This is a genomic window from Nocardiopsis sp. CC223A (genome assembly GCF_030766825.1).
Taxonomy (GTDB): domain Bacteria; phylum Actinomycetota; class Actinomycetes; order Streptosporangiales; family Streptosporangiaceae; genus Nocardiopsis.
This window is the reverse complement of sequence record NZ_JASFDV010000016.1, coordinates 16226-41760: the sequence shown is the minus strand read 5'-3', so window position 1 is coordinate 41760 and position 25535 is coordinate 16226. Positions and strand designations below refer to the sequence as shown.

Here is a 25535-nt window from a genome sequence, read left to right as displayed (position 1 = left end):
TCCCCGGCCCGACCGCGGTGTGGGGCCGGACGTCAGCGGAGGGGGAACATGCCCAGGCGGGCGTGGTACTCGTCGGCCAGGCGCTCGGTGTCACTGCCGACGTAGAGGCCGTCGGAGGTGGCGTGCAGGGCCTCCACCCCGTGGCCGCGGGAGCGGCCCGGGTTCCAGGGCAGGGCGCGCCCGGTGCGCGGATGCACGGCGGCGATGCCCTCGCGGGCGACCGAGCCCGGTCCCGGGTTGAGCGCGCCCCCCTCGTTGTCCATCCAGCGCTGGTGGCCGCCCGCGTACACCGCGGCCCCGGTCACCTCGACCGAGTACAGCGAGTCGCCGCCGGTCTTGTTGACCCATGTGGGTTCGGCGTCGGGCGTGTCGGTGTTCTCGAACCGCACCACCGCCTTGCACAGCCCCGGCTTGACCTGCGGGCCGCCCGCCGTCACCAGCGCGAAGTACGAGCCGTCCGGTGCGTAGTCCATCTGCCGCATGTAGGTGTGCATCGCCGAGTAGTCGCACTGCGGCTCGAACGCGTCGGTGGACCACCGCGTCGGCTTCCCGGTCGCGGTGTCCAGCACGGCGATCTGGTACCGGTCCTGCCCGTTCACCTTGGTGAACGTGCCGTTGATCGCCAGCCGCCGCCCGTCCGGGCTCAGCGCCAGCTCCTGCACCCGCAGTGTGCCGCGGCGCTGCTCGGAGATGTGCGGGGCGAACCCGGTGTCCAGCGCCCCGGTGGTCGCGTTCAGTCGGGCGATGCCCGGCCGCGGCGTCCCGCCGATCCCGGGGAAGGAACCGCCGACGTACAGCCGGTTCCCGTCGGAGGCCAGCCGGTAGGCGGACCCGCCGTCCAGGGTCGCCGTGAACGCCGCGACCCGCGATCCGTCGTGGAGCCGCATCCGGGCCAGCCCGCGGGCCGGGGTGCCGTTGACCGTCCGGAACTCCCCGCCGATGACGACCGTGCCGTCGGGGCCGGGGACCACGGAGGTGATCTCCCGGTCGACCCAGGGTGCGAAGCCGCGGAGGATCCGCCCGGTGCCGTGCTCGAAGGCGAAGATGTTGCGCAGATGGTGGACGCGCCTGCCGTCGGCGTCGGCGACCCGGTCGAACTCCCCGACGACGACGACGGTGTTCCCCACCCGCACGATGTCCTTGACCGCTCCGTCCAGGACGTGCGGCGTCCAGAGGACCGGCTGTTCGCCCACCACGGACCGGTGCGCGGTATCGCCCGCGGCCACCGGGGTCGCGGCCCCGATCGGGACCAACAGGGCCATGCCCAGCACCAGGGCGGTGAGCTTCGGTTTCACGGGTGTTCTCCTCGGTCGGGCGCAGGGTAAAGGGGCACGACCAATTCTTGCAAAGAGTCGCACCTAAATCACATACAGTAACCAAATCCATGTGGTCGGGTGGCCGCCCCGCGGCGCGGTGGTGTCCGCGCGGCCGTAGGCTGGTGGGCATGGCCCGCGCTGAACTCGACAAGAAGCCCCAGGACGTCGCGGCGATGTTCGACGGCATCGCCGACCGTTACGACCTCGTCAACGACGTCATCTCCCTCGGTCAGGACCGCGCCTGGCGCCGGGCGACCGTCAACGCCGTCGACGCCCACAGCGGAGAGCTGGTCCTGGACCTGGCCGCGGGCACCGGCACCTCCTCGGAGTCCTTCATCCGCAAGGGCGCACGGGTGATCGCCTGCGACTTCTCCCTGGGCATGCTGTCCACGGGAGTCCGCCGCCGCGGCGGCGCGTCCAGGGGCGGGGTCACCTTCGTCGCGGGCGACGCGCTGCACCTGCCCTTCGCCGACGAGACCTTCGACGCGGTGACCATCTCGTTCGGCCTGCGCAACGTCAATGACGTGGACCGGGCCCTGCGCGAACTGCTGCGGGTCACCAAGGTCGGCGGCCGCGTGGTGATCTGCGAGTTCAGTCACATTCCGGTGGAATTCATCGACCGCCTGTACTCGACCTACCTGATGGGCGCGCTGCCCAAGATCGCGGGCGCGGTGTCGGGCAAGAGCGAGTCCTACGACTACCTCTCGGAGTCGATCATGGCCTGGCCCGCCCAGGCCGAGCTGGCCCGACACCTCCAGGACGCGGGCTGGTCCCGGGTCGCCTGGCGGAACCTGTCGTGCGGGATCGTCGCCCTTCACCGCGGCTTCCGCGAGCAGTAAAGCCGACATCAGGCCCATTTGGTTGCCTACTTCTTAAATAGCTTCAAAGCTCGCAAAACCCGGGGAACCCTGTGTTCGCCGGGTTTTTGTTGTGCCTCATGTGCCTCATGTGGCGGCGGAAAGGGCGGTGAGCTGTGTATTTGTCAGTCTGTGGCGTCTTTCGTGGCTCTCGTGTGCCTATGGGGCGATTGAGAATGTTTCGCTCCGTATACCCCCCGGGGCTCGCAACCGCGCCGCCGGAGGGCTAGACTGCCGAAAAGAAGCTTGTGAAGTGCTTCACAAGGTCACGAGGGATGCGACACATGGCCCTATGTCCGACATGACATAAGTCCCCAACCGTACAAAGCACGTGGTCACGGCCCCCGCACACAGAGCCACCGGCGGGACCGCGGCCCGGATGCCCCATAACGCCGAGAGAACACGACCAGGACAGCCCCCCGTGAGCGGGTCGAAACCCCGCACTGGCCCGCCACGGTGCACCCGCGCGAGCAGTCGAGGACACACCCGTGAGCGAGACAGCCACATCCTCTCCCGACCTCAGAGGCCGAGGCCGGGACCGCGTCGAGTACGACGCCGACGTCATCGTCGTCGGCGCCGGACCGTCCGGCTCCACCACCGCCTACTACCTGGCCCAGGCCGGGCTCGACGTCCTCCTGTTGGAGAAGACCGCCTTCCCCCGGGAGAAGGTCTGCGGCGACGGCCTCACCCCCCGTGCGGTCAAGCAGCTCACCGCCATGGGCGTCACCTTCGAGGACGAGGGCTGGGTCAAGAACCACGGCCTGCGCATCGTCGGCGCCGGTGTCCGCCTCGAACTCCCCTGGCCCGACCTGGCCGCCTACCCGGGTTTCGGACTGGTGCGCACCCGCTTCGACTTCGACCGGATCCTGGTCGACCGTGCCGTCACCGCCGGCGCCAAACTCCTGGAGCGCACCACCGTCACCGGCCCCCTCATGGACGAGCGCAGCAACCGCATCGTCGGGGTCCGGGCCAAGAACGCCGACCGCGAACCCGTCACCTTCCGGGCGCCGCTGGTCGTGGCCGCGGACGGCAACTCCTCCCGGCTGTCCGTCGCCATGGGCATCCGCAAGCGCGACGACCGCCCCATGGGCGTGGCCGTGCGCACCTACTTCACCAGCCCCCGCCACGACGACGACTACCTGGAGTCCTGGCTGGAGCTGTGGGACAAGAGCGGCGAGAAGGACGTGCTGCTCCCCGGCTACGGCTGGATCTTCGGCGTCGGCGACGGCACCAGCAACGTCGGCCTGGGCATCCTCAACTCCACGGCCTCCTTCCAGGACGTCGACTACCGCAGGCTGCTGCGGCGCTGGACCGACTCCATGCCGCCGGAGTGGGGCTTCACCGAGGAGAACCAGACCACCCCGATCCGCGGCGCCGCGCTGCCGATGGGCTTCAACCGGGTCCCGCACTACTCGCGCGGCCTCATGCTCGTCGGCGACGCGGGCGGCATGGTCAACCCCTTCAACGGCGAGGGCATCGCCTACGCCATGGAGGCCGGGGCCATCGCCGCCGACGTGATCGTGCAGGCGCACGGCCGCTCCACCCAGCAGACCCGCGAGCGCGCCCTGCTGCGCTACCCGCAGGTCCTCGCCGACACCTACGGCGGCTACTACACGCTGGGTCGCTACTTCGTGAAGATGATCGGCCAGCCCGAGTTCATGAAGTACGCCACCAAGTACGGCCTGCGCCAGCGCACCCTCATGAAGTTCGCGCTCAAGATGCTCGCCAACCTCACCGAACCCTCGCAGGGCGACGCCATGGACCGGGTCATCAACGGCCTGTCCAGGATCGCACCCGCGGCATAAGCGGCCCCGCCCCTCCGGGCGGCCCCGCAGCCGCCACCGGGGACGACGGGACGGATCAGAGAAGAGCCCGCACAAGTGAAAGCAATCACAAGCGCGACGCCCCGCGGCCGCGCCGATCAGCCGGAAGGAGGGTGACCGGTGGAGCTCTACGCACCGATTTTCGTGCTCGGCGGGATCGGCGCCGCGTTCGTCGTGGTGTCCATGGTCGCCGGGGCGCTGCTGGGACCCAAGCGCTACAACCGCGCCAAGATGCAGGCCTACGAGTGCGGCATCGAGCCCACTCCGCAGCCCGCGGGCGGCGGCCGTTTCACCGTCAAGTACTACCTGACGGCGATGATGTTCATCGTCTTCGACATCGAGATCATCTTCCTCATCCCCTGGGCCGTGCACTTCGACGCCCTCGGCTGGTTCGGACTGATCGCGATCGTCCTCTTCCTGGTGAACGTGTCCATCGCCTACGCCTACGAGTGGCGCCGCGGGGGCCTGGAATGGGACTGACCCCGCGACCCCCCGCACCCCGCGCCCGCACCCCGCAGCCCCGCCCGGAGGAGGTCCGCAGCTGATGGGACTCGAAGAGAAACTGCCCAGCGGCATCATGCTGACCACCGTCGAACAGGTCGTCGGACTCGCCCGCAAGAGTTCGATGTGGCCCGCGACGTTCGGTCTGGCCTGCTGCGCCATCGAGATGATGGCCGTCGGCGGCCCCCACTACGACCTCGCCCGGTTCGGCATGGAGAAGTTCGGCGCCACCCCGCGCCAGGCCGACCTCATGGTCGTCGCCGGGCGGGTGAGCCAGAAGATGGCCCCGGTCCTGCGTCAGATCTACGACCAGATGCCCGAGCCCAAGTGGGTCATCGCGATGGGCGTGTGCGCCTCCAGCGGCGGCATGTTCAACAACTACGCGATCGTCCAGGGCGTGGACCACATCGTCCCGGTCGACATCTACCTGCCGGGCTGCCCGCCCCGCCCCGAGATGTTCCTGGACGCGGTGCTCAAGCTGCACGACAAGGTGCAGAACACCAAGCTCGGCGCGCACCGCGAGCAGGAGATCACCGAGACCGAGGAGCGCATGCTCCGCCGGTCGCTTCCCCTGGTGAGCAAGGACTGACATGAGCACCGACAACGAGCGCGAACGCGACGAAGAGGCCGCGCGCCTCCCCGACCGGCTGGGCCGGGAGCGTCTGGCCGCGCCGATCAAGCGCACCGGCATGTTCGGCACGACCACCACCGGGGACACCTCCGGGTTTGGGCGGCTACAGGTGCGGGGGAGCGCTCCCGTCTCCTCGCAGCGGCCCTTCACCGACCCGGACGACCCGCGCACCGCCGACTTCGACCGGGTGGCCGACGACCTGGAGGCCGCCCTGGGCGACGCCGCCGGGGCGGTGGAGCGGGTGGAGGTCGCCCGCGGCGAGATCACCTTCCACGTCCGCCGCGAGGCCCTGCCGGACGTGGCCCGCATCCTGCGCGGCGACCCGGCGCTGCGCTACGAGCTGTGTCTGGGGGTGATCGGCGTGCACTTCCCGGAGCAGGAGGGGCGGGAGCTGCACGCGGTCTACCCGTTCCGCTCGATCACGCACAACAGCGAGATCCGGGTGGCCACCACCTGCCCGGACACCGACCGGCACATCCCGTCGATCGTGTCGGTCTACCCGACCAACGACTGGCACGAGCGCGAGGTCTGGGACTTCTTCGGGATCGTCTTCGACGGCCACCCGGCGCTCACCCGCATCCAGATGCCCGACGACTGGCACGGCCACCCGCAGCGCAAGGACTACCCGCTGGGCGGCATCCCCGTCGAGTACCGGGGCGCCACCGTGCCCCCGCCCGACCAGCGGAGGTCGTACACGTGAGCCCGCCCGTCGCCGACCACCGCCCGCCCGTCGCCCGCCACCGCCCTCAAAGGGCGACCTGCGGTCGGCGTATCTCCCACGTAAGGGCGACCTGCGGTCGGCGTATCTCCCACGTAAGGGCGACCTGCGGTCGACCGGCTTTTGCACAGAACCACCTTCGGAAGGGAGGCACGGCATGACCGTCACCGAGGACTACATCGACGCCTCCGGCGGCGACTGGGACGACGTCATCGAGAAGGCGCAGGCCACCAGCGCCGAGCGCCTCGTCGTCAACATGGGGCCCCAGCACCCGTCCACGCACGGCGTGCTCCGCCTCATCCTCACCCTGGACGGCGAGACCTGTACCGAGGCCCGGGTCGCGATCGGCTACCTGCACACGGGCATCGAGAAGAACATGGAGTTCCGGACGTGGACGCAGGGCACCACGTTCGTCACCCGCATGGACTACCTGACGCCGCTCTTCAACGAGACGGTGTACTGCCTGGCGGTCGAGAAGCTGCTGGGCGTCGAGGACCGGATCCCGGACCGGGCCAACGTCATCCGCGTGATGATGATGGAGCTCAACCGGATGGCCTCGCACTTCGTGGCGATGGCGACGTTCGGCATGGAGCTGGGCGCCACCACCGTCATGACCAACGGGTTCCGTGAGCGCGAGATGATCCTGGACATCTTCGAGCTCGTCACCGGACTGCGGATGAACCACGCCTATATCCGCCCCGGCGGGGTCGCCCAGGACCTGCCGCCCGGCGCGGTCGGCAAGGTCCGGGAACTGCTGGAGGAGATGCCCAAGCGCATCGGGACCATGCGCAAGCTCCTCGACGAGAACCCGGTCTACCTGGCCCGCACCCAGGACGTCGCCTACCTCAACCTGCCCGGCTGCATGGCCCTGGGCGTCACCGGTCCGCTGCTGCGGGCCTCGGGGCTGGCCTACGACCTGCGCAAGGCCAAGCCGTACTGCGGTTACCAGGACTACGAGTTCGACGTCCCCGTCTCCGACGGCGGCGACGTCTACGCCCGCTACCGGGTGCGCATCGCCGAGATGGAGGAGAGCCTCAAGATCATCGAGCAGTGCCTGGACAAGCTGGCGCCGGGCCCGGTGATGATCGAGGACGCCAAGATCGGCTGGCCCGCCAAGCTGGCCCTGGGGCCGGACGGCATGGGCAACTCGCCCGACCACATCGCGCACATCATGAGCAGCTCCATGGAAGCGCTCATCCACCACTTCAAACTGGTCACCGAGGGCTTCCGGGTCCCGGCGGGCCAGGTCTACACGGCCGTCGAGAGCGCCAAGGGCGAACTCGGGTGCTACGCGGTCAGCGACGGGGGCACCCGTCCCTACCGCGTGCACTTCCGCGACCCCTCCTTCACCCACCTCCAGTCCGTCGCCGCCATGTGCGAGGGCGGCACGGTGGCGGACGTGATCGCGGCCGTGGCCAGTATCGACCCGGTGATGGGAGGCGTGGACCGGTGAGCGGACACGACCACAGCCACGACCACAGCCACGACCACGGCGCGCCCGCGATCCCGGAGGGGACCGACACGTTCCCCGCCGAGGTCGTCGCGCGCCTGGAGCAGGACGCCAAGGAGCTCATCGGCCGCTACCCCAAACCGCGGTCGGCGCTCCTCCCGCTGCTGCACCTGGTGCAGTCGGAGGAGGGCCACGTCAGCCGGGCGGGGATGCGCTTCTGCGCCGACCAGCTCGGTATCACCCTCGCAGAGGTGAACGCGGTCGCCACGTTCTACACCATGTACCGCCGCCGCCCCGGCGGCGACTACCAGGTGGGGGTGTGCACCAACACCCTGTGCGCCGTGATGGGCGGGGACGAGATCTTCGCCGCCCTCAAGGAGCACCTGGGCGTGGGCAACAACGAGACCACCGAGGACGGCAAGGTCACGCTGGAGCACGTCGAGTGCAACGCCGCCTGCGACTTCGCGCCGGTCGTGATGGTCAACTGGGAGTTCTTCGACAACCAGACCCCCGACTCGGCCAAGCGGCTCGTGGACGACCTGCGGCTGGGCAACGACGTGGCGCCCACCCGCGGCCCGGCGGGCCTGTGCACCTGGAAGCAGGCCTCCCGGGTGCTGGCCGGGTTCGACGACGGCCGCGCCGGCGAGGGCGTGCAGGCGGCCGGCCCCTCGCTGGCCGGGCTGAAGCTCGCCCGCGAGCGCGGCTGGTCCGCCCCCGATCCCGCGCACCTTCCCGCCCAGGGTGAGGAGGAGGGCAAGTGACCACCCTGACCCCGATCCTGTCCCACAACTGGGACCGCCCCGACTCCTTCACCCTGGAGGGCTACCGGGCCGACGGCGGCTACCGGGCCCTGCGCAAGGCGCTGGCCATGGAACCCGAGGCCATCGTCGACCTGGTCAAGCAGTCCGGGCTGCGCGGGCGCGGCGGCGCCGGGTTCCCCACCGGCATGAAGTGGGGATTCCTCCCGGCCGACAACCCCAACCCGCGCTACCTCGTCGTCAACGCCGACGAGTCCGAGCCCGGGACCTGCAAGGACATCCCGCTCATGCTCGCCAACCCGCACTCCCTCGTGGAGGGCGTGGCGATCGCCTCTTACGCGATCAAGTCGAGCCAGGCGTTCATCTACGTGCGCGGTGAGGTCGTCCACGTCATCCGCCGCCTGCGCAGGGCCGTCGCCGACGCCTACGCCGCCGGGCTGCTGGGCAAGGACATCCTCGGCACCGGCTTCGACCTCGACGTGGTCGTCCACGCCGGGGCCGGCGCCTATATCTGCGGCGAGGAGACCGCCCTGCTGGACTCCCTGGAGGGCTACCGGGGCCAGCCCCGGCTCAAACCGCCGTTCCCCGCGGTCGCCGGGCTCTACGCCTCGCCGACCGTGGTGAACAACGTCGAGTCCATCGCCAGCGTCCCCAGCATCGTCCTGGGCGGCGCCGAGTGGTTCACCTCGATGGGCACCGAGAAGTCCGCCGGGTTCGGGTTCTTCTCCCTGTCCGGCCACGTCACCCGGCCCGGACAGTACGAGGCCCCGCTCGGCATCACCCTGCGCGAACTGCTCGGCATGGCGGGCGGGATCCGCGAGGGCCACCGCCTCAAGTTCTGGACGCCCGGGGGCTCCTCCACCCCGATCTTCACCGAGGAGCACCTGGACACCCCGCTCGACTTCGAGTCGGTGGGCGCCGCCGGGTCCATGCTCGGCACCCGCGCACTCCAGATCTTCGACGAGACCACCTGTGTGGTCCGCGCCGTCGGCCGCTGGATCTCCTTCTACGCCCACGAGTCCTGCGGCAAGTGCACGCCCTGCCGCGAGGGCAACTACTGGATGGTCCAGGTGCTGGACCGCCTGGAGCGCGGCGAGGGCTCCGAGGCCGACCTCGACAAGCTCCTGGACATCTGCGACAACCTGCTCGGCCGGTCGTTCTGCGCCCTGGGCGACGGTGCGACCAGCCCGGTCACGTCGTCGATCAAGCACTTCCGCCAGGAGTACATCGACCACGTCGAGCAGGGCGGCTGCCCCTTCGACCACACCAGGTCCACCCTGTGGGCGGACCGCCCGACCACGACGGGAGGGAACCCGTGACCGTCACCTCCAACACCCCGGGCGGAGCGGCCCCCGCACCCCCGCCCGAGGACCTGATCACCGTCACCATCGACGGTTTCCGCATCCAGGTGCCCAAGGGCACGCTGCTCATCCGCGCCGCCGAGCTGCTCGGGATCCAGATCCCGCGCTTCTGCGACCACCCGCTCCTGGACCCGGTCGGGGCCTGCCGCCAGTGCCTGGTGGAGATCCCCGACATGGGCAACGGGCGCGGCATGCCCAAGCCGCAGGCGTCCTGCACCATCACCGTGATGGAGGGGATGGTGGTCAACACCCACCTCACCTCCCCGGTGGCGGAGAAGGCCCAGCGCGGCATCATGGAGTTCCTGCTCATCAACCACCCGCTGGACTGCCCGGTCTGCGACAAGGGCGGCGAGTGCCCCCTCCAGAACCAGGCCATGTCCACCGGCCAGGGCGAGAGCCGGTTCATCGACGTCAAACGGACCTTCCCCAAGCCGATCCCGCTCTCCAGCCAGGTGCTGCTCGACCGCGAGCGCTGCATCCAGTGCGCCCGCTGCACCCGGTTCGCGGCCCAGATCGCCGGGGACCCGCTCATCGAGCTGATGGAGCGCGGCGCGAAGGAACAGGTCGGCATCGCCGGCGACGAGCCGTTCAACTCCTACTTCTCCGGCAACACCGTGCAGATCTGCCCGGTGGGCGCGCTCACCGGGTCGGCCTACCGGTTCCGGTCCCGCCCCTTCGACCTGGTCTCCACCCCCAGTGTCTGCGAACACTGCGCCGGCGGCTGCGCCCAGCGCACCGACCACCGGCGCGGCAAGGTCACCCGCCGCCTGGCCGGCGACGACCCGCAGGTGAACGAGGAGTGGAACTGCGACAAGGGCCGGTGGGCGTTCGCCTACGCCACCCAGGGCGACCGGCTCACCCGCCCGCTGGTGCGCGACGAGGACTCCCACGCCCTGGAGTTCTCCTCCTGGCCGGAGGCCGTCTCCATCGCGGGACAGCGCCTGGCCGCCGCCCGCGGCCGGGTCGGTGTCCTGACCGGCGGTCGCCTCACCTACGAGGACGCCTACGCCTACGCCAAGTTCGCGCGGATCGCCCTGGGCACCAACGACGTGGACATGCGGGCCCGCGCCCACTCGCAGGAGGAGGCCGACTTCCTGGCGGCCCGCGTCGCCGGGACCCCGATCGGGGTGGACTTCACCGGGCTGGAGAAGGCCCCGGCCGTGCTCCTGGCCGGGTTCGAGCCCGAGGACGAGTCGCCCTCCACGTTCCTGCGGCTGCGCAAGGCCCACCGCAAGCGCGGGCTGAAGCTGTACTCCGTCGCCGCGCACGCCAGCCTCGGCCTCACCAAGGCGGGCGGCACCCTCATCGGCACCGTGCCCGGCGACGAGGCCCGTGTCCTCAACGGTCTGGAGGACGCCGCCCCCGAGGCGGTCGAGGCCCTGGGCGCGGACGGCGCGGTCATCGTCGCCGGGGAGCGGCTGGCCGCCGTCCCCGGTGCGCTCACCGCCGCCGCGGCACTGGCCGACCGCACCGGCGCCCGCCTGGTGTGGATCCCGCGCCGGGCCGGGGAACGCGGCGCCGTCGACGCGGGGGCCCTGCCCGGGCTGCTGCCCGGCGGCCGTCCCGTCTCCGACGCCTCGGCCCGCGCCGAGGTCGCCCGCGCCTGGAACGTCGGCACGCTGCCTCCGGAGCCGGGCCGCGACACCGCGGCCATCATCGAGGCCGCCGCCCGCGGTGACCTCGACGCCCTGGTCATCGCCGGGGTCGAGCTCGACGACCTGCCCGACCCCGAGGCCGCCCGCGTGGCCCTGGCCCGGGTGCCGTTCATCGTCAGCCTCGAACTGCGGTCCAGCGAGATCACCGACCGCGCCGACGTGGTGTTCCCCGTCGCCGCCGTCGCCGAGAAGTCCGGCACCTTCGTCAACTGGGAGGGCCGCCACCGGCCCTTCGGTGACGCGCTCAAGGTCCCCGGGGCCCTCTCCGACCTGCGGGTCCTGGCCGCCCTCGCGGACGAGATGGACGTCCACCTGGGCCTGCCCGACGCCGCCACCGCCTACCGGGAGCTGCTGGAACTGGGCCTGTGGGCGGGGGAGCGGGCCGCCGCCCCCGTCGTCCGCCCGGTCCCCGTCCCCGAGCCCCGCCCCGGCGAGGCCCTGCTGTCCACCTGGCGCCAGCTCCTGGGCACCGGGCGGATGGAGGACGGCGAGCCGTTCCTGGCCGGGACGGCCCGGCCGGCCCGCGCCTACCTGTCCCAGGCCACGGCCGACGAGGTCGGGGTGCCCGACGGCGGATCGCTCCGCGTCACCGGCACCCGGGGCTCGGTCACCGTGCCCGTGGTCGTCACCGACATCGCCGACCGGGTCGTCTGGCTCCCGGCCAACGCCCAGGGCTGCGACATCCGTCGCGACCTGGGCAGCGGCGCGGGCGAGACGGTCCTGCTGTCGGCGCCGAGCACCGCCGGGAGGCACCAGTGACCCCCGTCGCCACCAGCGTGGCGCACCTGGCGTCGGAGGAGACGCTCAGCGCCTTCGGCAACGACCCGTGGTGGATCACCACCATCAAGGCGCTCGCCATCTTCGTCTTCCTGATGGTGTGCGTCCTGATGATGATCATGGCCGACCGCAAGGTCATGGGCCGCATGCAGCAGCGGCACGGACCCAACCGGATGGGCCCCTTCGGCCTGCTCCAGTCCCTGTTCGACGGGATCAAGCTCTCCCTCAAGGAGGACCTGATCCCCGAGGGGGTCGACCGGTTCGTCTACATCGCCGCTCCGGTGATCGCCGCGGTCCCCGCGTTCATCGCCTTCTCGGTCATCCCGATCGGGCCCGAGGTGAACCTGTTCGGGGTCACCACCCCGCTCCAGCTCACCGACCTGCCCATCGCCGCCCTGGTCGTCCTGGCCACCGCGGCGCTCGGGGTGTACGGGTTCGTGCTCGGCGGGTGGGCGTCCCAGTCGCCCTACGCCCTGCTCGGCGGCCTGCGCGCGTCCGCCCAGGTGATCAGCTACGAGATCGCGATGGGCCTGTCGTTCGTCGCCGTCTTCATCATGTCGGGCACGCTCACCACGTCCGGGATCGTCGAGGCCCAGCGCGGGCTGTGGTTCGCGGTGCTGCTGCTGCCGTCGTTCCTCGTCTACCTGGTCACCATGGTCGGCGAGACCAACCGGCTCCCGTTCGACCTGGCCGAGGGCGAGGGCGAGATCGTCGGCGGCTTCATGACCGAGTACGGGTCCATGAAGTTCACGATGTTCTTCCTCGCCGAGTACGTGAACATGTGCACGGTCGCCGCCGTGTCCGTCACGCTCTTCCTCGGCGGCTGGTACGCACCCTTCGGGATCGGCACCGCCTTCCCCGGGGCCAACGAGGGCTGGTGGCCCGCCCTGTGGTGGCTGCTCAAGTTCGTCGGCGTCATGTTCCTGTTCATCTGGGCGCGCGGCAGCCTGCCCCGGGTCCGGTACGACCAGCTCATGCAGTTCGGCTGGAAGGTCCTCATCCCCGTCCAGCTGGTGTGGATCACCGCCGTCGCGGTCGTGCGGATGCTCGTCCTGGACGGCGCCTCCCCGGTCGTCATCGGCTCGGTCGTCGCCGCGTTCACCGCCGCCACCCTCATCGCGTTCTACGCCTGGATCCGATCGGCGCGCCGCGAACGCGCCGCGGAGGCGGTCCAGCGCGCAGAGAACACCCGCCGCGCACACGAGGACTCCGCCTTCGGCGGGTTCCCGGTGCCACCGAGCACCGCACCGCACTACGGCAGCAGTGTGCTCGCCGAACCGCCGCGGACGGCCCCGGCCGCCGCGGGCCGCAGCGTCAAGCAGAAGGGGGAGGTCACCGGTGCTTGATTGGCTCAATCCCGTCAAGGGTTTCGGCGTCACCTTCCACACCATGTTCAAGAAGGTGCCGACCGTCGAGTACCCGGAGGTCAAGCGCCCCACGGCGCCGCGCTTCCACGGACGGCACCAGCTGAACAGGTGGGCGGACGGGCTGGAGAAGTGCATCGGGTGCGAACTGTGCGCCTGGGCCTGCCCCGCCGACGCCATCTACGTCGAAGCCGGTGACAACACCGACGACGACCGCTACTCGCCCGGAGAACGCTACGGGCGGGTCTACCAGATCAACTACCTGCGCTGCATCCTGTGCGGGCTGTGCGTGGAGGCGTGCCCGACACGCGCCCTCACCATGACCAACGAGTACGAGCTCGCCGACGACAACAGGCAGAGCCTGATCTGGACCAAGGAGCAGCTGCTCGCCCCCCTCAAGGAGGGCATGGAGGCGCCGCCGCACCCCATGCGCCTGGGCGACAGCGACCTCGACTACTACGCCACCGGCCGCGGCCGGCACGGCTCCCAGGACGGGCTCCACGAGGACACGGAGGCGGCCCGATGACCCCCGCCGCCCTCGCCGCCGCCTCCCTCGGACGGCCGTACGAGGCCCACCTCGCCGCCCCCATCGGCGGCGGGGAGGCCTCGGCCTTCTGGATCCTGGGCACCGTGGTCCTGCTCGGCGCCCTGGGCGTGGTGTTCTCCCGCAAGGCCGTCCACTCGGCCATGTCCATGGCGCTGACCATGGTGGGCCTGGCGATCTTCTACGGGATCAACGCCGCGCCCTTCCTCATGGTCGTGCAGATCGTCGTCTACACCGGCGCGGTCCTCATGCTGTTCCTGTTCGTGCTGATGCTCATCGGCGTCAGCTCCGCGGACTCCCTCAAGGAGACCCTGAGCGGGCAGCGGCTGCTCACCGCGGTCGTCGCCCTGTGCTTCGTCGGCGCCCTGGCCGCCGGCGTCACCCGCATCTCCGTGGGCGACCCGGTCGGCCTGGCCGCCGGGACCGCCGCCGCGGGCGGCAGCATCCCCTGGATCGCCGGGGAACTGCTGCTGCGCTACGTGGTCGCCTTCGAGGCCACCGCCGCGCTGCTGGTCACCGCGGTCCTGGGCGCCCTGGTGCTGGCCCACACCGCCCGCACCAAGAAGCGGCGCACCCAGCGGGAGATCTCCGAGGACCGCATCCGCGGCGACCACCCGACCCCGCTGCCCGGGCCCGGCACCTACGCCCGGCACAACGCGATCGACATGCCCGCGCTGCTGCCGGACGGCCAGGTCGCCCGGCTCTCGCTCAACCCGGTGCTCACCGCCCGCGACCCCGAGTACCAGTCGCGGGTGCCCGACGACATCCGGGCGGGGCGCCCGCCGCTCCCCGGCGGGGCGTCGGACTCGGCCCACTCCAAGGAGGGCGAGCCCACCGCGGGCGTCGAGGCCCACCCGCACGAGGCGGGCGTCGGCGACCGGACCCCGGAGAACGGCGACGGCCAGGAGGTGGAGCCCACATGGACCCGATGAACTACATCGTCCTCGCGGCGCTGCTGTTCACCATCGGCGCGGTCGGCGTCCTCGTCCGGCGCAACGCGATCATCGTCTTCATGTGCGTCGAGCTGATGCTCAACGCCTGCAACCTGGCGTTCGTCGCGTTCGCCCGCATGCACGGGGACATCGAGGGGCAGGTCATCGCCTTCTTCGTGATGGTCGTCGCCGCCGCCGAGGTGGTCGTCGGTCTCGCGATCATCATGCAGATCTTCCGAACCCGCAGGTCCGCGTCGCTCGATGACGCCAACCTGCTCAAGCACTAGAAGGCGACGTGGCAGTGCAACAACACACTCTCCTCGCCGCCGACACCGGGACGGCGGTGGCCGCGGACGGCGCGGTGCTGTCGAACGCCTGGCTGCTCATCGCCCTGCCGCTGGTCGGCGCGGCGGTCCTGCTGCTGGGCGGCAAGCGGACCGACTCCTGGGGCCACCTGCTCGCCACGGCGCTGCCGGTGGGCTCGTTCGTGTGGGCGGCCCTCGTCCTGTTCGACCTCCTGGGCCGGGCGCCGGACGCGCGCAGCGTGTCGGTGCCGGTCTACGAGTGGTTCTCGGTCGGCACCTTCAAGGTGGGGGCGGACCTGCTGGTCGACCCCCTGTCCATCAGCTTCGTCCTGCTGATCACGTTCGTCGGATCGCTGATCCACGTCTACTCGATCGGCTACATGTCCCACGACCCGGGGCGGCGGCGCTTCTTCGCCTACCTCAACCTGTTCGTGGCGTCCATGCTGGTGCTGGTCCTGGCCGACAACTTCGCGCTGCTGTTCCTGGGCTGGGAGGGCGTGGGCCTGGCGTCCTACCTCCTCATCGGGTTCTGGCAGTACAAGCCGTCGGCGGCCACCGCGGCCAAGAAGGCGTTCATCATCAACCGGGTGGGCGACATGGGCCTGCTCGCGGCGATCATGATCATGTTCACCGCCCTGGGGGCCGTGAGCTTCAGCGACGTGTTCGCCGCCGTCCCCGGCGCCGGGGACGGGGTGCTGGTCGCCATCGGCCTGTGCCTGCTGCTCGGCGCCTGCGGCAAGTCCGCGCAGCTGCCCCTCCAGGCCTGGCTGCTGGACGCCATGGAGGGCCCGACTCCGGTGTCGGCGCTCATCCACGCGGCGACCATGGTCACCGCGGGCGTCTACCTCATCGTCCGCGCCGGGCCGGTCTTCGAGGCCGCGCCCGCCGCACAGACCACCGTCGCGGTGGTCGGGGCCGCCACCATGCTCGCCGGCGGGATCATCGCCTCCGCCAAGGACGACATCAAGAAGTCCCTGGCCGGTTCGACGATGAGCCAGATCGGCATGATGGTGCTGGCCGCCGGGCTCGGCCCGGTCGGGTACGTGGCCGCCATCGCCCACCTGATCACGCACGGCTTCTTCAAGGCCGGGCTGTTCCTGGGCGCCGGCTCGGTCATGCACGCCATGAACGACGGCGTCGACATGCGCCGCTACGGCGGCCTGGCCCGGGTCATGCCGATCACCTTCGCCACCTTCGGACTCGGCTACCTCGCCATCATCGGGGTCCCGCTGCTGTCCGGCTGGTGGACCAAGGAGAGCATCATCACCGAGGCGTTCGGCACCGGCGGCACCCAGGGCATGGTCCTGGGGTCGGCGGTCATCCTCGGCGCCGGGCTCACCGCCTTCTACATGTCCCGCATGTTCTTCCTGACCTTCCTGGGCGAGAAGCGCTGGGACGAGGACGTGCACCCGCACGAGTCGCCGGTGAGCATGACCGCCCCCATGGTGGTGCTGGCCATCGGCTCGGTGTTCCTGGGCGGGTTCCTGGTGTTCGGCGACCGGTTCGCGAACTTCCTGGCGCCCACCATCGGCGCCCACCCGCACCACTTCGACCTGGCGCACGCCTTCACCTCGCCCTACGGGCTGGCGGCGCTGGGCGTGCTGGTGCTCGGAGTGGCGGCGGCCTGGGCCGTGTACCTGCGCCGCCCGGTCGCGCGCACCGCGCCGAAGGGGAACCCCGTCACCGTCGCCGCGAGCCGCGAGCTGTACGGCAACGAGATCAACGAGGGGCTGTTCATGCGCCCGGGCCAGGTCCTCACCAAGGCGCTCGCCGACATCGAGGACAAGGTCATCGACGGGTTCGTCAACGGGCTCGGCGCGGGCGTGCGCGACTCCTCCCGCGGGCTCGGGCGCGCACAGACCGGCTTCGCCCGGTCGTACGCGCTCACCATGCTCTTCGGCGCCGTGATCGTCGCCGCGACGCTGGTTGTGAGGTTGTAGACAATGATCCCCTGGCTCACCATCGCGATCGCGTTGCCCGCGATCGGCGCCGTGCTCCTCTGGGCACTGCCGCGCACCGGATCGGGCGGCGGGACGGCGGCCGCGTCGGCGACCGCCGCCGCGGCCGAGGGAGGCGGCGGCACCGCCACGGCGGTCCGCGCCCCCGCGGCCGCCACCACCGGGGCGGCCTCCGCCGAGAACGCCAAGCGCATCACGCTCGGCTTCTCCCTGGCCACCCTGGCCGTCCTGGTCGCCATGACCCTGCGCTTCGACCTGTCGAACGCGGGCTCCCTCCAGTTCGTCGAGGAGTACCCGTGGATCCCCCGCTTCGGGGTCCACTTCGCCGTCGGGGTGGACGGCATCGCCCTCACCCTGATCCTCATGTCGGCGATCCTCGTCCCGCTGGTGGTCCTGGCCGCCTGGAGGGAGCACGACGACCGGGAGGACGGCGGGCGCGGCTACTTCGCGCTCATCCTGGCCCTGGAGGCCATGATGATCGGGGTCTTCGCGGCCACCGACGTCTTCCTCTTCTACGTGTTCTTCGAGGCCATGCTCATCCCGGTCTACTTCATGATCGGGCGCTACGGACGCGGTGACGGGCGCGCCCGGGCCGCCGTCAAGTTCCTGCTGTACAGCCTCGCCGGCGGCCTCATCATGCTGGTCGCCGTCATCGGGGTGTTCGTCCACGGCGGCACCTTCCTCTGGACCGACCTGGTCGGGGAGAACGGGGCGCTGGCCGCCCTCGACCCGTCCACCGCCCGCTGGCTGTTCCTCGGCTTCTTCATCGCCTTCGCGATCAAGGCGCCGATGTGGCCCGTGCACACCTGGCTGCCGCAGGCCGCCGGGGCCTCCCGCCCCGGCACCGCCGTGCTGCTGGTGGGCGTGCTCGACAAGGTCGGCACCTACGGCATGCTGCGGTACTGCATGGAGCTGTTCCCCGCGGCCGTGTCCTGGTTCGTGTGGCCCGTGGTGGCGCTGAGCCTGGTGAGCATCGTCTACGGGGCGATCCTGGCCATCGGCCAGACCGACATGATGCGCCTGGTCGCCTACACGTCGATCTCCCACTTCGGGTTCATCACCCTGGGCATCTTCGCGCTGACCGCGCAGGCCCAGACCGGGGCCGCGCTGTACATGGTCAACCACGGGTTCGCCACCGGGGCCCTGTTCCTGGTCGTGGGCCTGCTCGTGGCCCGCCGCGGGTCCTCGCTCATCCAGGACTTCGGCGGCGTGCAGAACGTGGCGCCCAAGCTCGCCGGGGTCTTCCTGGTGACCGGCCTGGCCGGGCTCGCCCTGCCCGGGCTGGCGCCGTTCGTCAGCGAGTTCCTGGTGTTCGTCGGCGTGTACGCGTTCAACCCCGTGCCCGCCCTGATCGCGGTGATCGGTGTCGTGCTCGCCGCGCTCTACATCCTGTGGATGTACCAGCGCACCATGACCGGGCCCACCGCCGACGGCGTGTCCGGGGTCAAGGACCTGTCCGCGCGCGAGGCGTGGGCCGTCGGTCCGCTGCTCGCGCTCATCATCGCGTTCGGGCTGTACCCGCAGCCGCTGCTCGACGCGATCGAACCGGCCGCGGAACGCACCGTGGTGGCCACGGTCGACTCCGCCGAGGAAGGAGGCGCGGAGTGATCCCCCAGGACCTCCCCGTCATCACCCAGGAGACACCGGTCCTCGACTGGTGGCTGCTGGCGCCGCTGCTCACCCTGTTCGGCGCCGCGATGGTGGCCGTGCTGTTCGAGGCGTTCGTGCCCGCCGCGCGCCGCCGCCCGCTCCAGATCGGCCTGGCCGCGCTCGCGCTGCTCGCGACGTTCGTGCTCCTCGTGCTCCAGGTCGGGTCGCTGCCCGACGGGCAGGCCGGGGTGACCGTCGGCGTCGGCTCGCTGGTCGTCGACCGGACCGTGCTGTTCTTCCAGGGCACCATCACGGTGCTGGCGCTGGTGAGCCTGCTGCTCATCGCCGAGCGCCGCGACGGCCGGGACGCGTTCGCCGCCCAGGCCGCCGCGGTCCCCGGCAGCGAGGAGGAGCGGGCACACATCCTGGCCGGGTCGCAGCACACCGAGATCTACCCGCTGGTGCTGTTCGCGGTGCTGGGGATGCTGATGTTCCCCGCCTCGAACGACTTCCTCACCATGTTCATCGCCCTGGAGGTGATGAGCCTCCCGCTGTACCTGATGTGCGGGCTCGCCCGCCGGCGCCGCCTGTTCTCCCAGGAGGCCGCGGTCAAGTACTTCCTGCTCGGGGCGTTCTCCTCGGCGTTCTTCCTGTTCGGCGCGGCCATGGTGTACGGCTACGCCGGATCGGTGAACTTCGGCGAGGTGCGCGCCGCGGTGGAGGACGGCGGGGCGGCGATCTTCGCCGACGGCAACGGCGAGCCGCTGCTGCTCATGGGGATCGGGCTGGTCGCCGTCGGCCTGCTGTTCAAGGTCGGCGCGGTGCCGTTCCACAACTGGAAGCCGGACGTGTATCAGGGGGCGCCCACCCCGGTCACCGCGCTGATGGCGTCCTGCACCCTGGTCGCCGCGTTCGGCGCCCTGCTGCGGGTGTTCTTCGTCCCCTTCGGCGGCCGGATCGGCGACTGGGAGCCGATGCTGTGGATCATCGCGGTGCTCACCATGGTGGTCGCCGCGGTCATCGCCGTGTCCCAGCGGGACGTGAAGCGGCTGCTGGCCTACTCCTCGGTGGTGCACGCCGGGTTCATCCTCACCGCCGTGGTCGCCGGGACCACCGACGGCCTGGCCGGGGCGATGTTCTACCTGGCCGCCTACGGGTTCACCACCCTGGGCGCGTTCGCCGTGGTCACCCTGGTGCGCACCGCCGACGGCGGGCAGGAGCAGGGCGACCTGGACCGGTGGGCGGGGCTGGGCCGCCGCCACCCGCTGCTGGCGGGGGCACTGTCCCTGTTCCTGCTGGCCTTCGCGGGCATCCCGCTCACCAGCGGGTTCATCGGCAAGTTCGCGGTGTTCGAGGCCGCCGTCGCCGCCGGGGCCGCCCCGCTGGTGATCGTCGGCGTGCTCAGCAGCGCCGTCACCGCGTACTTCTACGTCCGGATCATCGTTGTGATGTTCTTCCGGGATCCGGAGGCCGACGGGCCCACCGTCGTGCGGGCCGGTGCCGCCACCGGCGGGGTCATCGCCATCGGCGTGGCCGCCACCCTGCTGCTCGGCCTCTACCCCGGGCCGGTGCTGGACAACCTGCTGCCCTCCCCGGAGAGCGGCCAGGACCCGGTCTCGGTGATGGTGGACCAGGCCTCCACCGAGGCCGGAGGGCCCTAGATGTAATGACCTGACAGGTTAGGTACACGGGAAGCGGGAGGACCGCCAACACCGGGTTGACTCTCGCCAGGCGTCTTGCGAGAGATCGCCTGGGAACCGCTCCCATCACTCGGCGCAAGCGCCGAACCGAACGAGAACATCCACGGAACACGCCCTGGACAGGGCGCGGCCCGGGCCGGATGAACTGCGGTTCCATTCCGGTCCGGGCCGTACCCGGGTGTGGCTTTGGATGATCATTCCGGGTCGGATACCGTGGCAAGTCGGATCATGTTCATGTGCTGAGCACGCGGCGACCCCGAACGGTCGCCGCCGTGCCCGTTCAACAGGTGGAGCTTTACGGTGAGCGGTGCTGTCCCGAGCGGGTTTCTCGCTCTGCCGAGAGTCGACACGGCCCTCGCCCGGGAGGTCCAGGACGGTCTTGAGAAGGTCGAGGACCTCCTGAGGGAGTCGGTGCGGTCGAGCGACCCGATGCTGACCGAGGCCGCCTCCCACCTGCTGGAGGCCGGGGGCAAGCGGTTCCGGGCGATGCTGGTGCTGCTGGCCGCGCACTTCGGCGACCCGGACATGCCCGACCTCGTCCCGGCGGCGGCCGTGGTCGAGCTGACCCACGTGGCGACCCTGTACCACGACGACGTCATGGACGAGGCGGAGCTGCGCCGCGGCAAGCCCAGCGCCAACCAGCGCTGGGGCAACTCCATCGCCATCCTCACCGGCGACTACGTGTTCGCCAAGGCGTCGGAGATCCTCGCCGACCTGGGCACCGAGGCCGTCCGGTTGCAGGCCCGGACGTTCGGCCGGCTGGTCCAGGGACAGATCCTGGAGACCTCCGGCCCGCCCGAGGGCGTCGACCCCCTGGACCACTACCTGCGGGTCATCGGGGACAAGACGGCCTCCCTCATCGCCTCCTCCGCCGAGTTCGGCGGCATGTTCGGCAAGGTCGACCCGGTGACCACCGGCACGCTCACCCGCGCCTGCGACGCGCTGGGGATGGCCTTCCAGCTCGCCGACGACCTCATCGACGTGGCCGCCGAGACCCGCGAGTCCGGCAAGGTCCCCGGCACGGACCTGCGCGAGGGCGTGCTGACCCTGCCGATGTTCTACGCGCTGCGCTCCACCGACCCGGCCGACGACCGGCTCAAGTCGCTGCTGGGCCGCCCGCTGGGCGACGCCGAGGCCGAGGAGGCCCTGGGCCTGCTGCGCGCCCACCCGGCGATGGCCGAGGCGGAGGGGACCCTGCGCGGCTGGTCCGACAGGGCCCGCGCCGAGTTGGCCACCCTGTCCCAGGGCCCGGCGCGCGACGCCTTCGAGGCCCTGTGCGACTACGTGGTGGAGCGCTCCGGCTGATCCGCCGCCCGCCCGGACACCGGCGCCGCCGCCCCTCGCGGGGCGGCGCCACCGCCTTTTCCGGGACGGTGTCCCACCGAGTGGTGTGACTTCGTTCGACTCCAGAGCCCCGGAGGCGACGACGCGCTGGTCGGCGATGCGTTCTTGTCCGGACAACCGTTGTTCTCACACCACTCCACGGGACATGACCTTTTCCGGGCGCCGGACCGGTCCCGGTGCGGACCCCGGACGCGCCGACGGCGCCGCGGGTGCGGCGCCGTCGGGCTGCGGGAGAAACAGTGTTCGGGAAAGAGCGGTGGGGCGCCCCCGGGCGCGGCGGGGGCGCCCCGGTTCTCGGGCGGGTGCGCGCCGGGGAACGCCTAGCTCACCGCGGGCAGGGCCTCGGAGCCGGGCAGCGGGTTCAGGAAGGTCGGGTGCGACACCGTGCCCTCGGGGGCGGGCGGGGCCTCGGCGGTGCCGCCGTCGATGCTGACCAGGTCGCTGGTGTCCAGTTCCCCCAGCAGGGCGGAGCCGCGGCTCAGCCCCGCCACCAGGTCCTCGGCGGTGGTCATGTCGGGACCCTCGGCGAGGGAGGGCAGCGACGAGGTGTCGGCGACCTGCGGCAGGGACTCGTCCACGTCGGACACCCCGGTGCCGACCCGCGGCACCTCGGTGTCGGCGAGCGGGCCGTCCAGGGCGACCGTTTCGGCCGAGCCCAGGTCGGCGGCCCCGGCCGACAGGGCGTCGGTCAGGTCCGTCAGCCCCGGGGCCTGCCGACCGGCGGGCACCTGCGCGACGGCGGGCGTCTCCACGACGGTCGGCCCCTGCGGGGTGCTCTGCCGCTCGCGGCTCTGGGGAACGGCGGTGATGCCCTCGTCCAGGTTGCGGTTGCCGACCGCGCCCAGGATCTCCTCCTCACCCAGGCTCACGTAGTTGTCGTCGGTGACCGGGTTGGACTCCACCACGTCCTGCACGGCCTTGGGCGTCTCCACCCCGAACGCCCCGGCGAAGTCCCACATGTTCGGGACCTGCGGCGTCTCGGCGCTCTGCGGCACGGTCCCGGTGGCGCCCGGCAGGCTCGGGGCCACGTTCAGGGCCTCGCTGATCCCGAGGGTGTTCTCCCGGGTCAGCGCGGTGGGGTCGGACAGGTCCACGGCCTCGGTGACGGTCGCGGTGTCGGGCAGCCGGGAGGCGTCGAGGTTCTGCGCCAGGTCGCCGGGCCGGGGCAGGTCGGAGACCGTGGGCACACCCATCTCGTCGCGGAACCCGTGCACCGCGACCACCGTGTTCGGGAGCACCTCCGAGGCGGTCTCCTCCACGGTCCCGCCCGCGCTCTGGGCGGTGGTCCCGAACTCGGCACCCGCACCGGTGGCCCGCTCCTGGACGGCCGCGCCCAGGTCGTGCCCGGCGGTGTCGTGCGGGTTCCCGTCCAGGCCGGTCGCGTCCTGGGTGGCGGCGACGGCGTCGGCCAGCGCCGCGCTCGGGTTGGCGACGGCGCCGACCGGGGTGGCGATCTCCGACTCGCCGGCGGGCACCATCGCGGCCAGGTCGGGTGCGGGCTCGTCGGCGTTGCGGGAGGTCTCCTGGAGTTCGGCGAGCGCGCTCCCGGTGACCGGGCCGATCCCGCCGGGGAAGGCGGTGTTCATGGTCGGGGCGACGCCCTCCACGAGCGCCCGCTCGACGGTGGGGGCGATCTCGGCGGCGGGGGAGGCGAGCGCCTCGGCGCCCGAGACGCCGGCGCCGAGGGCGACGAAGCCCGCGGTCCCGGCGGCGAGCAGAACGGCCCTGGCTGAGATGCGCTTGACCTGCGACATGGGTTTCCTTCCGGAAGGCTCTGTGGTTGCGGAGTGGTTCGGGGCGGCCGCGACATCGGGTCGCGGTCGGCCGGGAGCCGGTGGACCACCGGCTGACGTGAATCACGTGAGCGGGACCGCGGCGGGGCGGCACGGGGCACGGGACTCAGGTCAGCTCCCAGAGCGGGAAGAGGCTGGGAACGGGTCCGTCGGAGCGGGGCCCGTTCCTAGTCGGGGGAGACCGTGGGGTCGTCGGCGGCGCCCGCGGGCACCGGGTGCACGGCGTCGACGGCGGTCGAGAGCACGTCGGCGGCGGGTGCGGTGACGGGCACGACGGTGAGGTATCCGGCGACCGCAGGAGCGCCCGCGCCGGAGGGCGCGGCGGAACCCGTGGAGAGTTTGGGCGCCGCTGGGACGTCGTGTTCGGCGGCGGCGGGGCGGTGTTCGGCCACCGGCGCGGCGTCGGCGACCGCCCCGGCGGCCCGGGGCGTCGGAAGCAGGGCGGGGACGGCGTCCCGGAGAACGTCCTCCCCGGCTCCGGCGGTGCCCGGCTCCTCGTCCACGGCGGCGGAGGCGGTCCCGGCGGGGACGGCCGCGGCGGTCACGGGGGTCGGGGCGGTCTCCGGCGGTGCGGGCGCCACCCGGGTGGCGGCGATGTGGGCCACGAGGTTCTCGGCCTGGGCCTGGTCGACTGCCGAGAGCTCGCGGACCACGCGCCGGGCGCCCTCGTGTACGCCCTCGCCGACCTCGGTGACGGCGGGGGCGGACTCCGTCCGCTCCTCCAGGCTCCGGTGGACGGTGCCCAGGGTGTCGGTGACGGGCGCGGTGACCTCGGTGACCTCGGCGACCCCGGTCCCCAGCGAGGAGTCCGGGCCCACCCCGGCGTTCAGGGAGGAGTCCGACCCCACCCCGGTGTCCAGGGAGGGTGTCAGCTCCTGCGCGAGCCCGGTGTCCAGGCCGAGCGGCCCGGCGGTGTCGGCCTGCGCGGCCGGGGCACCCAGCAGCCACAGGGCGGCCAGTGCCGCCCCGACGAACAGCGGCAACAGCAGCAGGGAGGGCGGGCGCACCACCGCGGCCGCGCGCGGGGCGCGGGGCGTGCGGCTGGTGCGGGACATGAGGGTGCCCTCCGGGACGTGCGGACCGTCGGGAACCGGGAGACACCCGGTTCGCGACTCGACGTTAGCACAATGTCACGGATCGTAGTTTCGGATCTCCGGAACCGGGAAACCCGAGGTCAGTCGCGGGGCCCGGCGGTCGGCTGCTCCGTCCGCCGTCGCTGCACCGACCGCGCCCGTGCACCGCGCACCTGGTCGAACGCGAACACGCACAGCGCCAGCCACACCAGCGCGAACCCGGCCCACCGGGCGGGCGGCATCTCCTCGCCCTGCACCAGCCAGCCGATGAAGAACATCATGGTGGGCGCGATGTACTGGAGCATCCCGATCACGCTCAGCGGCACCCGCCGGGCCGCCACCCCGAACATCAGCAGCGGCAGTGCCGTCACGAAACCACCGCCGACCAGCAGTGCCGTGTGCGCGGGGGACACCGAGAACGTCGTCCCCGCCCCGGAGAACTCCAGGAACAGCAGGTAGCCCAGCGCGGGCAGGAACATCACCAGCGTCTCCACGGTGAGGCTCTGCATCCCGTCCAGGTCCACGTACTTCTTCACCGCGCCGTAGGCGGCGAACGACGAGGCCATCAGCAACGCCAGCCACGGCGCGACGCCGTAACCCACCGTCATCACCACGACCGCGAGCACGCCCAGCCCCACCGCGACCCACTGCGCCGCGCGCAGCCGCTCGGAGAACAGCACCACGCCCAGGCACACCGACATCAGCGGGTTGATGAAGTACGCCAGCGACGCCTGGAGGGTCTGCTCGACCGACACCGAGTAGATGAAACCCCACCAGTTGACCGCGATGAGCACCGCGGCGGCGGCCACCGGCAGCAGCCGGCGCGGGCTGCGGACCACCCCGGGCAGCCACTTCCAGCCGCGCCGGGCCAGCAGCAGGAACACGCACATCGCCAGCAGCGACCACACCATGCGGTGGGCGAGGATCTCGGCGGGTTCGGCGGCGGAGAGGAAGGGCCAGTACAGGGCCGCGAAGCCCCACAGGAGGAAGGCGCCCGCCCCGAGGGCGACGCCGCGGTTCGATTCCGGCACGCCTGCAATCGTAGGACGATTCGTCCGAGATGTCGCCTGTGATTCCGCCCTCCG

The 25535-nt window shown here is 71.5% G+C and carries 21 protein-coding genes; 17 read left to right on the top strand and 4 right to left on the bottom strand.

The window, feature by feature from the left end; genetic code table 11:
- Window positions 1–32 precede the first annotated feature (32 nt).
- Complete coding sequence (locus QJS33_RS08885) at window positions 33–1295, bottom strand: delta-60 repeat domain-containing protein (protein ID WP_306367402.1); 1263 nt, start codon at window positions 1293–1295, stop codon at window positions 33–35.
- A 149-nt stretch (window positions 1296–1444) separates the two neighbouring features.
- On the opposite strand from QJS33_RS08885, the gene QJS33_RS08880 reads away from it, so the two are divergent.
- The 17 genes from QJS33_RS08880 to QJS33_RS08800 all read left to right on the top strand — a co-directional run bounded on the left by QJS33_RS08880 (window position 1445) and on the right by QJS33_RS08800 (window position 21545).
- Complete coding sequence (locus QJS33_RS08880) at window positions 1445–2155, top strand: demethylmenaquinone methyltransferase (RefSeq protein ID WP_306367401.1); 711 nt, start codon at window positions 1445–1447, stop codon at window positions 2153–2155.
- A 506-nt stretch (window positions 2156–2661) separates the two neighbouring features.
- On the top strand, window positions 2662–3978 hold the full coding sequence (locus QJS33_RS08875; RefSeq protein WP_306367400.1) for a geranylgeranyl reductase family protein: 1317 nt from the start codon (window positions 2662–2664) through the stop codon (window positions 3976–3978).
- A 138-nt stretch (window positions 3979–4116) separates the two neighbouring features.
- Complete coding sequence (locus QJS33_RS08870) at window positions 4117–4476, top strand: NADH-quinone oxidoreductase subunit A (RefSeq protein WP_306367399.1); 360 nt, start codon at window positions 4117–4119, stop codon at window positions 4474–4476.
- Window positions 4477–4540: 64 nt separating this feature from the next.
- Entirely contained in the window at window positions 4541–5086 is a 546-nt protein-coding gene (locus tag QJS33_RS08865; protein WP_306367398.1) for an NADH-quinone oxidoreductase subunit B family protein, read from the top strand.
- 1 nt (window position 5087) lies between these two features.
- Complete coding sequence (locus QJS33_RS08860) at window positions 5088–5828, top strand: NADH-quinone oxidoreductase subunit C (protein WP_306367397.1); 741 nt, start codon at window positions 5088–5090, stop codon at window positions 5826–5828.
- 175 nt (window positions 5829–6003) lie between these two features.
- Entirely contained in the window at window positions 6004–7299 is a 1296-nt protein-coding gene (locus QJS33_RS08855; protein WP_306367396.1) for an NADH-quinone oxidoreductase subunit D, read from the top strand.
- A gap of 50 nt (window positions 7300–7349) precedes the next feature.
- Window positions 7350–8057 carry an NADH-quinone oxidoreductase subunit NuoE gene (gene nuoE / locus QJS33_RS08850; protein WP_306367446.1) on the top strand — a complete coding sequence of 236 codons (708 nt, stop codon included), beginning with the start codon at window positions 7350–7352 and terminating at the stop codon, window positions 8055–8057.
- Entirely contained in the window at window positions 8054–9373 is a 1320-nt protein-coding gene (gene nuoF / locus QJS33_RS08845; protein ID WP_306367395.1) for an NADH-quinone oxidoreductase subunit NuoF, read from the top strand. The genes nuoE and nuoF overlap by 4 nt, the downstream gene beginning before the upstream one ends.
- Window positions 9370–11829, top strand: coding sequence for an NADH-quinone oxidoreductase subunit G (locus QJS33_RS08840; RefSeq protein WP_306367394.1), 2460 nt, complete (start codon window positions 9370–9372; stop codon window positions 11827–11829). Before nuoF ends, QJS33_RS08840 begins: the two co-directional genes overlap by 4 nt.
- Window positions 11826–13193 carry an NADH-quinone oxidoreductase subunit NuoH gene (gene nuoH, locus QJS33_RS08835; RefSeq protein WP_306367393.1) on the top strand — a complete coding sequence of 456 codons (1368 nt, stop codon included), beginning with the start codon at window positions 11826–11828 and terminating at the stop codon, window positions 13191–13193. The genes QJS33_RS08840 and nuoH overlap by 4 nt, the downstream gene beginning before the upstream one ends.
- Window positions 13186–13737 (top strand): NADH-quinone oxidoreductase subunit NuoI, encoded by a 552-nt coding sequence (gene nuoI, locus QJS33_RS08830; RefSeq protein ID WP_306367392.1) that lies wholly within the window; start codon window positions 13186–13188, stop codon window positions 13735–13737. Before nuoH ends, nuoI begins: the two co-directional genes overlap by 8 nt.
- The gene (locus QJS33_RS08825) at window positions 13734–14687 is read left to right on the top strand and encodes an NADH-quinone oxidoreductase subunit J (RefSeq protein WP_306367391.1); all 954 of its coding nucleotides are present in this window, start codon (window positions 13734–13736) and stop codon (window positions 14685–14687) included. The genes nuoI and QJS33_RS08825 overlap by 4 nt, the downstream gene beginning before the upstream one ends.
- Complete coding sequence (gene nuoK / locus QJS33_RS08820; protein WP_013156051.1) at window positions 14675–14974, top strand: NADH-quinone oxidoreductase subunit NuoK; 300 nt, start codon at window positions 14675–14677, stop codon at window positions 14972–14974. Before QJS33_RS08825 ends, nuoK begins: the two co-directional genes overlap by 13 nt.
- Before the next feature lie 14 nt (window positions 14975–14988).
- Window positions 14989–16932 (top strand): NADH-quinone oxidoreductase subunit L, encoded by a 1944-nt coding sequence (nuoL, locus tag QJS33_RS08815; protein WP_306367390.1) that lies wholly within the window; start codon window positions 14989–14991, stop codon window positions 16930–16932.
- 3 nt (window positions 16933–16935) lie between these two features.
- Window positions 16936–18558 carry an NADH-quinone oxidoreductase subunit M gene (locus QJS33_RS08810; protein WP_306367389.1) on the top strand — a complete coding sequence of 541 codons (1623 nt, stop codon included), beginning with the start codon at window positions 16936–16938 and terminating at the stop codon, window positions 18556–18558.
- Complete coding sequence (gene nuoN / locus QJS33_RS08805; protein WP_306367388.1) at window positions 18555–20201, top strand: NADH-quinone oxidoreductase subunit NuoN; 1647 nt, start codon at window positions 18555–18557, stop codon at window positions 20199–20201. The genes QJS33_RS08810 and nuoN overlap by 4 nt, the downstream gene beginning before the upstream one ends.
- A gap of 339 nt (window positions 20202–20540) precedes the next feature.
- Window positions 20541–21545, top strand: a complete 1005-nt coding sequence (locus tag QJS33_RS08800; protein ID WP_306367387.1) for a polyprenyl synthetase family protein — start codon at window positions 20541–20543, stop codon at window positions 21543–21545.
- A gap of 359 nt (window positions 21546–21904) precedes the next feature.
- Here QJS33_RS08800 and QJS33_RS08795 read toward each other — a convergent pair whose 3' ends face one another.
- The 3 genes from QJS33_RS08795 to rarD form a co-directional block, all read right to left on the bottom strand.
- Complete coding sequence (locus QJS33_RS08795) at window positions 21905–23338, bottom strand: hypothetical protein (protein WP_306367386.1); 1434 nt, start codon at window positions 23336–23338, stop codon at window positions 21905–21907.
- Window positions 23339–23544: 206 nt separating this feature from the next.
- Window positions 23545–24432, bottom strand: coding sequence for a hypothetical protein (locus tag QJS33_RS08790; protein ID WP_306367385.1), 888 nt, complete (start codon window positions 24430–24432; stop codon window positions 23545–23547).
- Window positions 24433–24551: 119 nt separating this feature from the next.
- Window positions 24552–25481, bottom strand: coding sequence for an EamA family transporter RarD (gene rarD / locus QJS33_RS08785; protein ID WP_306367384.1), 930 nt, complete (start codon window positions 25479–25481; stop codon window positions 24552–24554).
- Window positions 25482–25535: the final 54 nt, after the last annotated feature.

What these genes read in the sequence shown, in the direction of transcription:
- QJS33_RS08880 (WP_306367401.1), top strand. Translation starts at nt 1,445, where the DNA reads ATGGCCCGCGCTGAACTCGACAAGAAGCCCCAGGACGTCGCGGCGATG.
- QJS33_RS08865 (WP_306367398.1), top strand. Translation starts at nt 4,541, where the DNA reads ATGGGACTCGAAGAGAAACTGCCCAGCGGCATCATGCTGACCACCGTC.
- QJS33_RS08860 (WP_306367397.1), top strand. Translation starts at nt 5,088, where the DNA reads ATGAGCACCGACAACGAGCGCGAACGCGACGAAGAGGCCGCGCGCCTC.
- QJS33_RS08855 (WP_306367396.1), top strand. Translation starts at nt 6,004, where the DNA reads ATGACCGTCACCGAGGACTACATCGACGCCTCCGGCGGCGACTGGGAC.
- QJS33_RS08825 (WP_306367391.1), top strand. Translation starts at nt 13,734, where the DNA reads ATGACCCCCGCCGCCCTCGCCGCCGCCTCCCTCGGACGGCCGTACGAG.
- nuoK (WP_013156051.1), top strand. Translation starts at nt 14,675, where the DNA reads ATGGACCCGATGAACTACATCGTCCTCGCGGCGCTGCTGTTCACCATC.
- QJS33_RS08810 (WP_306367389.1), top strand. Translation starts at nt 16,936, where the DNA reads ATGATCCCCTGGCTCACCATCGCGATCGCGTTGCCCGCGATCGGCGCC.
- QJS33_RS08795 (WP_306367386.1), bottom strand. Translation starts at nt 23,338, where the DNA reads ATGTCGCAGGTCAAGCGCATCTCAGCCAGGGCCGTTCTGCTCGCCGCC.
- QJS33_RS08790 (WP_306367385.1), bottom strand. Translation starts at nt 24,432, where the DNA reads ATGTCCCGCACCAGCCGCACGCCCCGCGCCCCGCGCGCGGCCGCGGTG.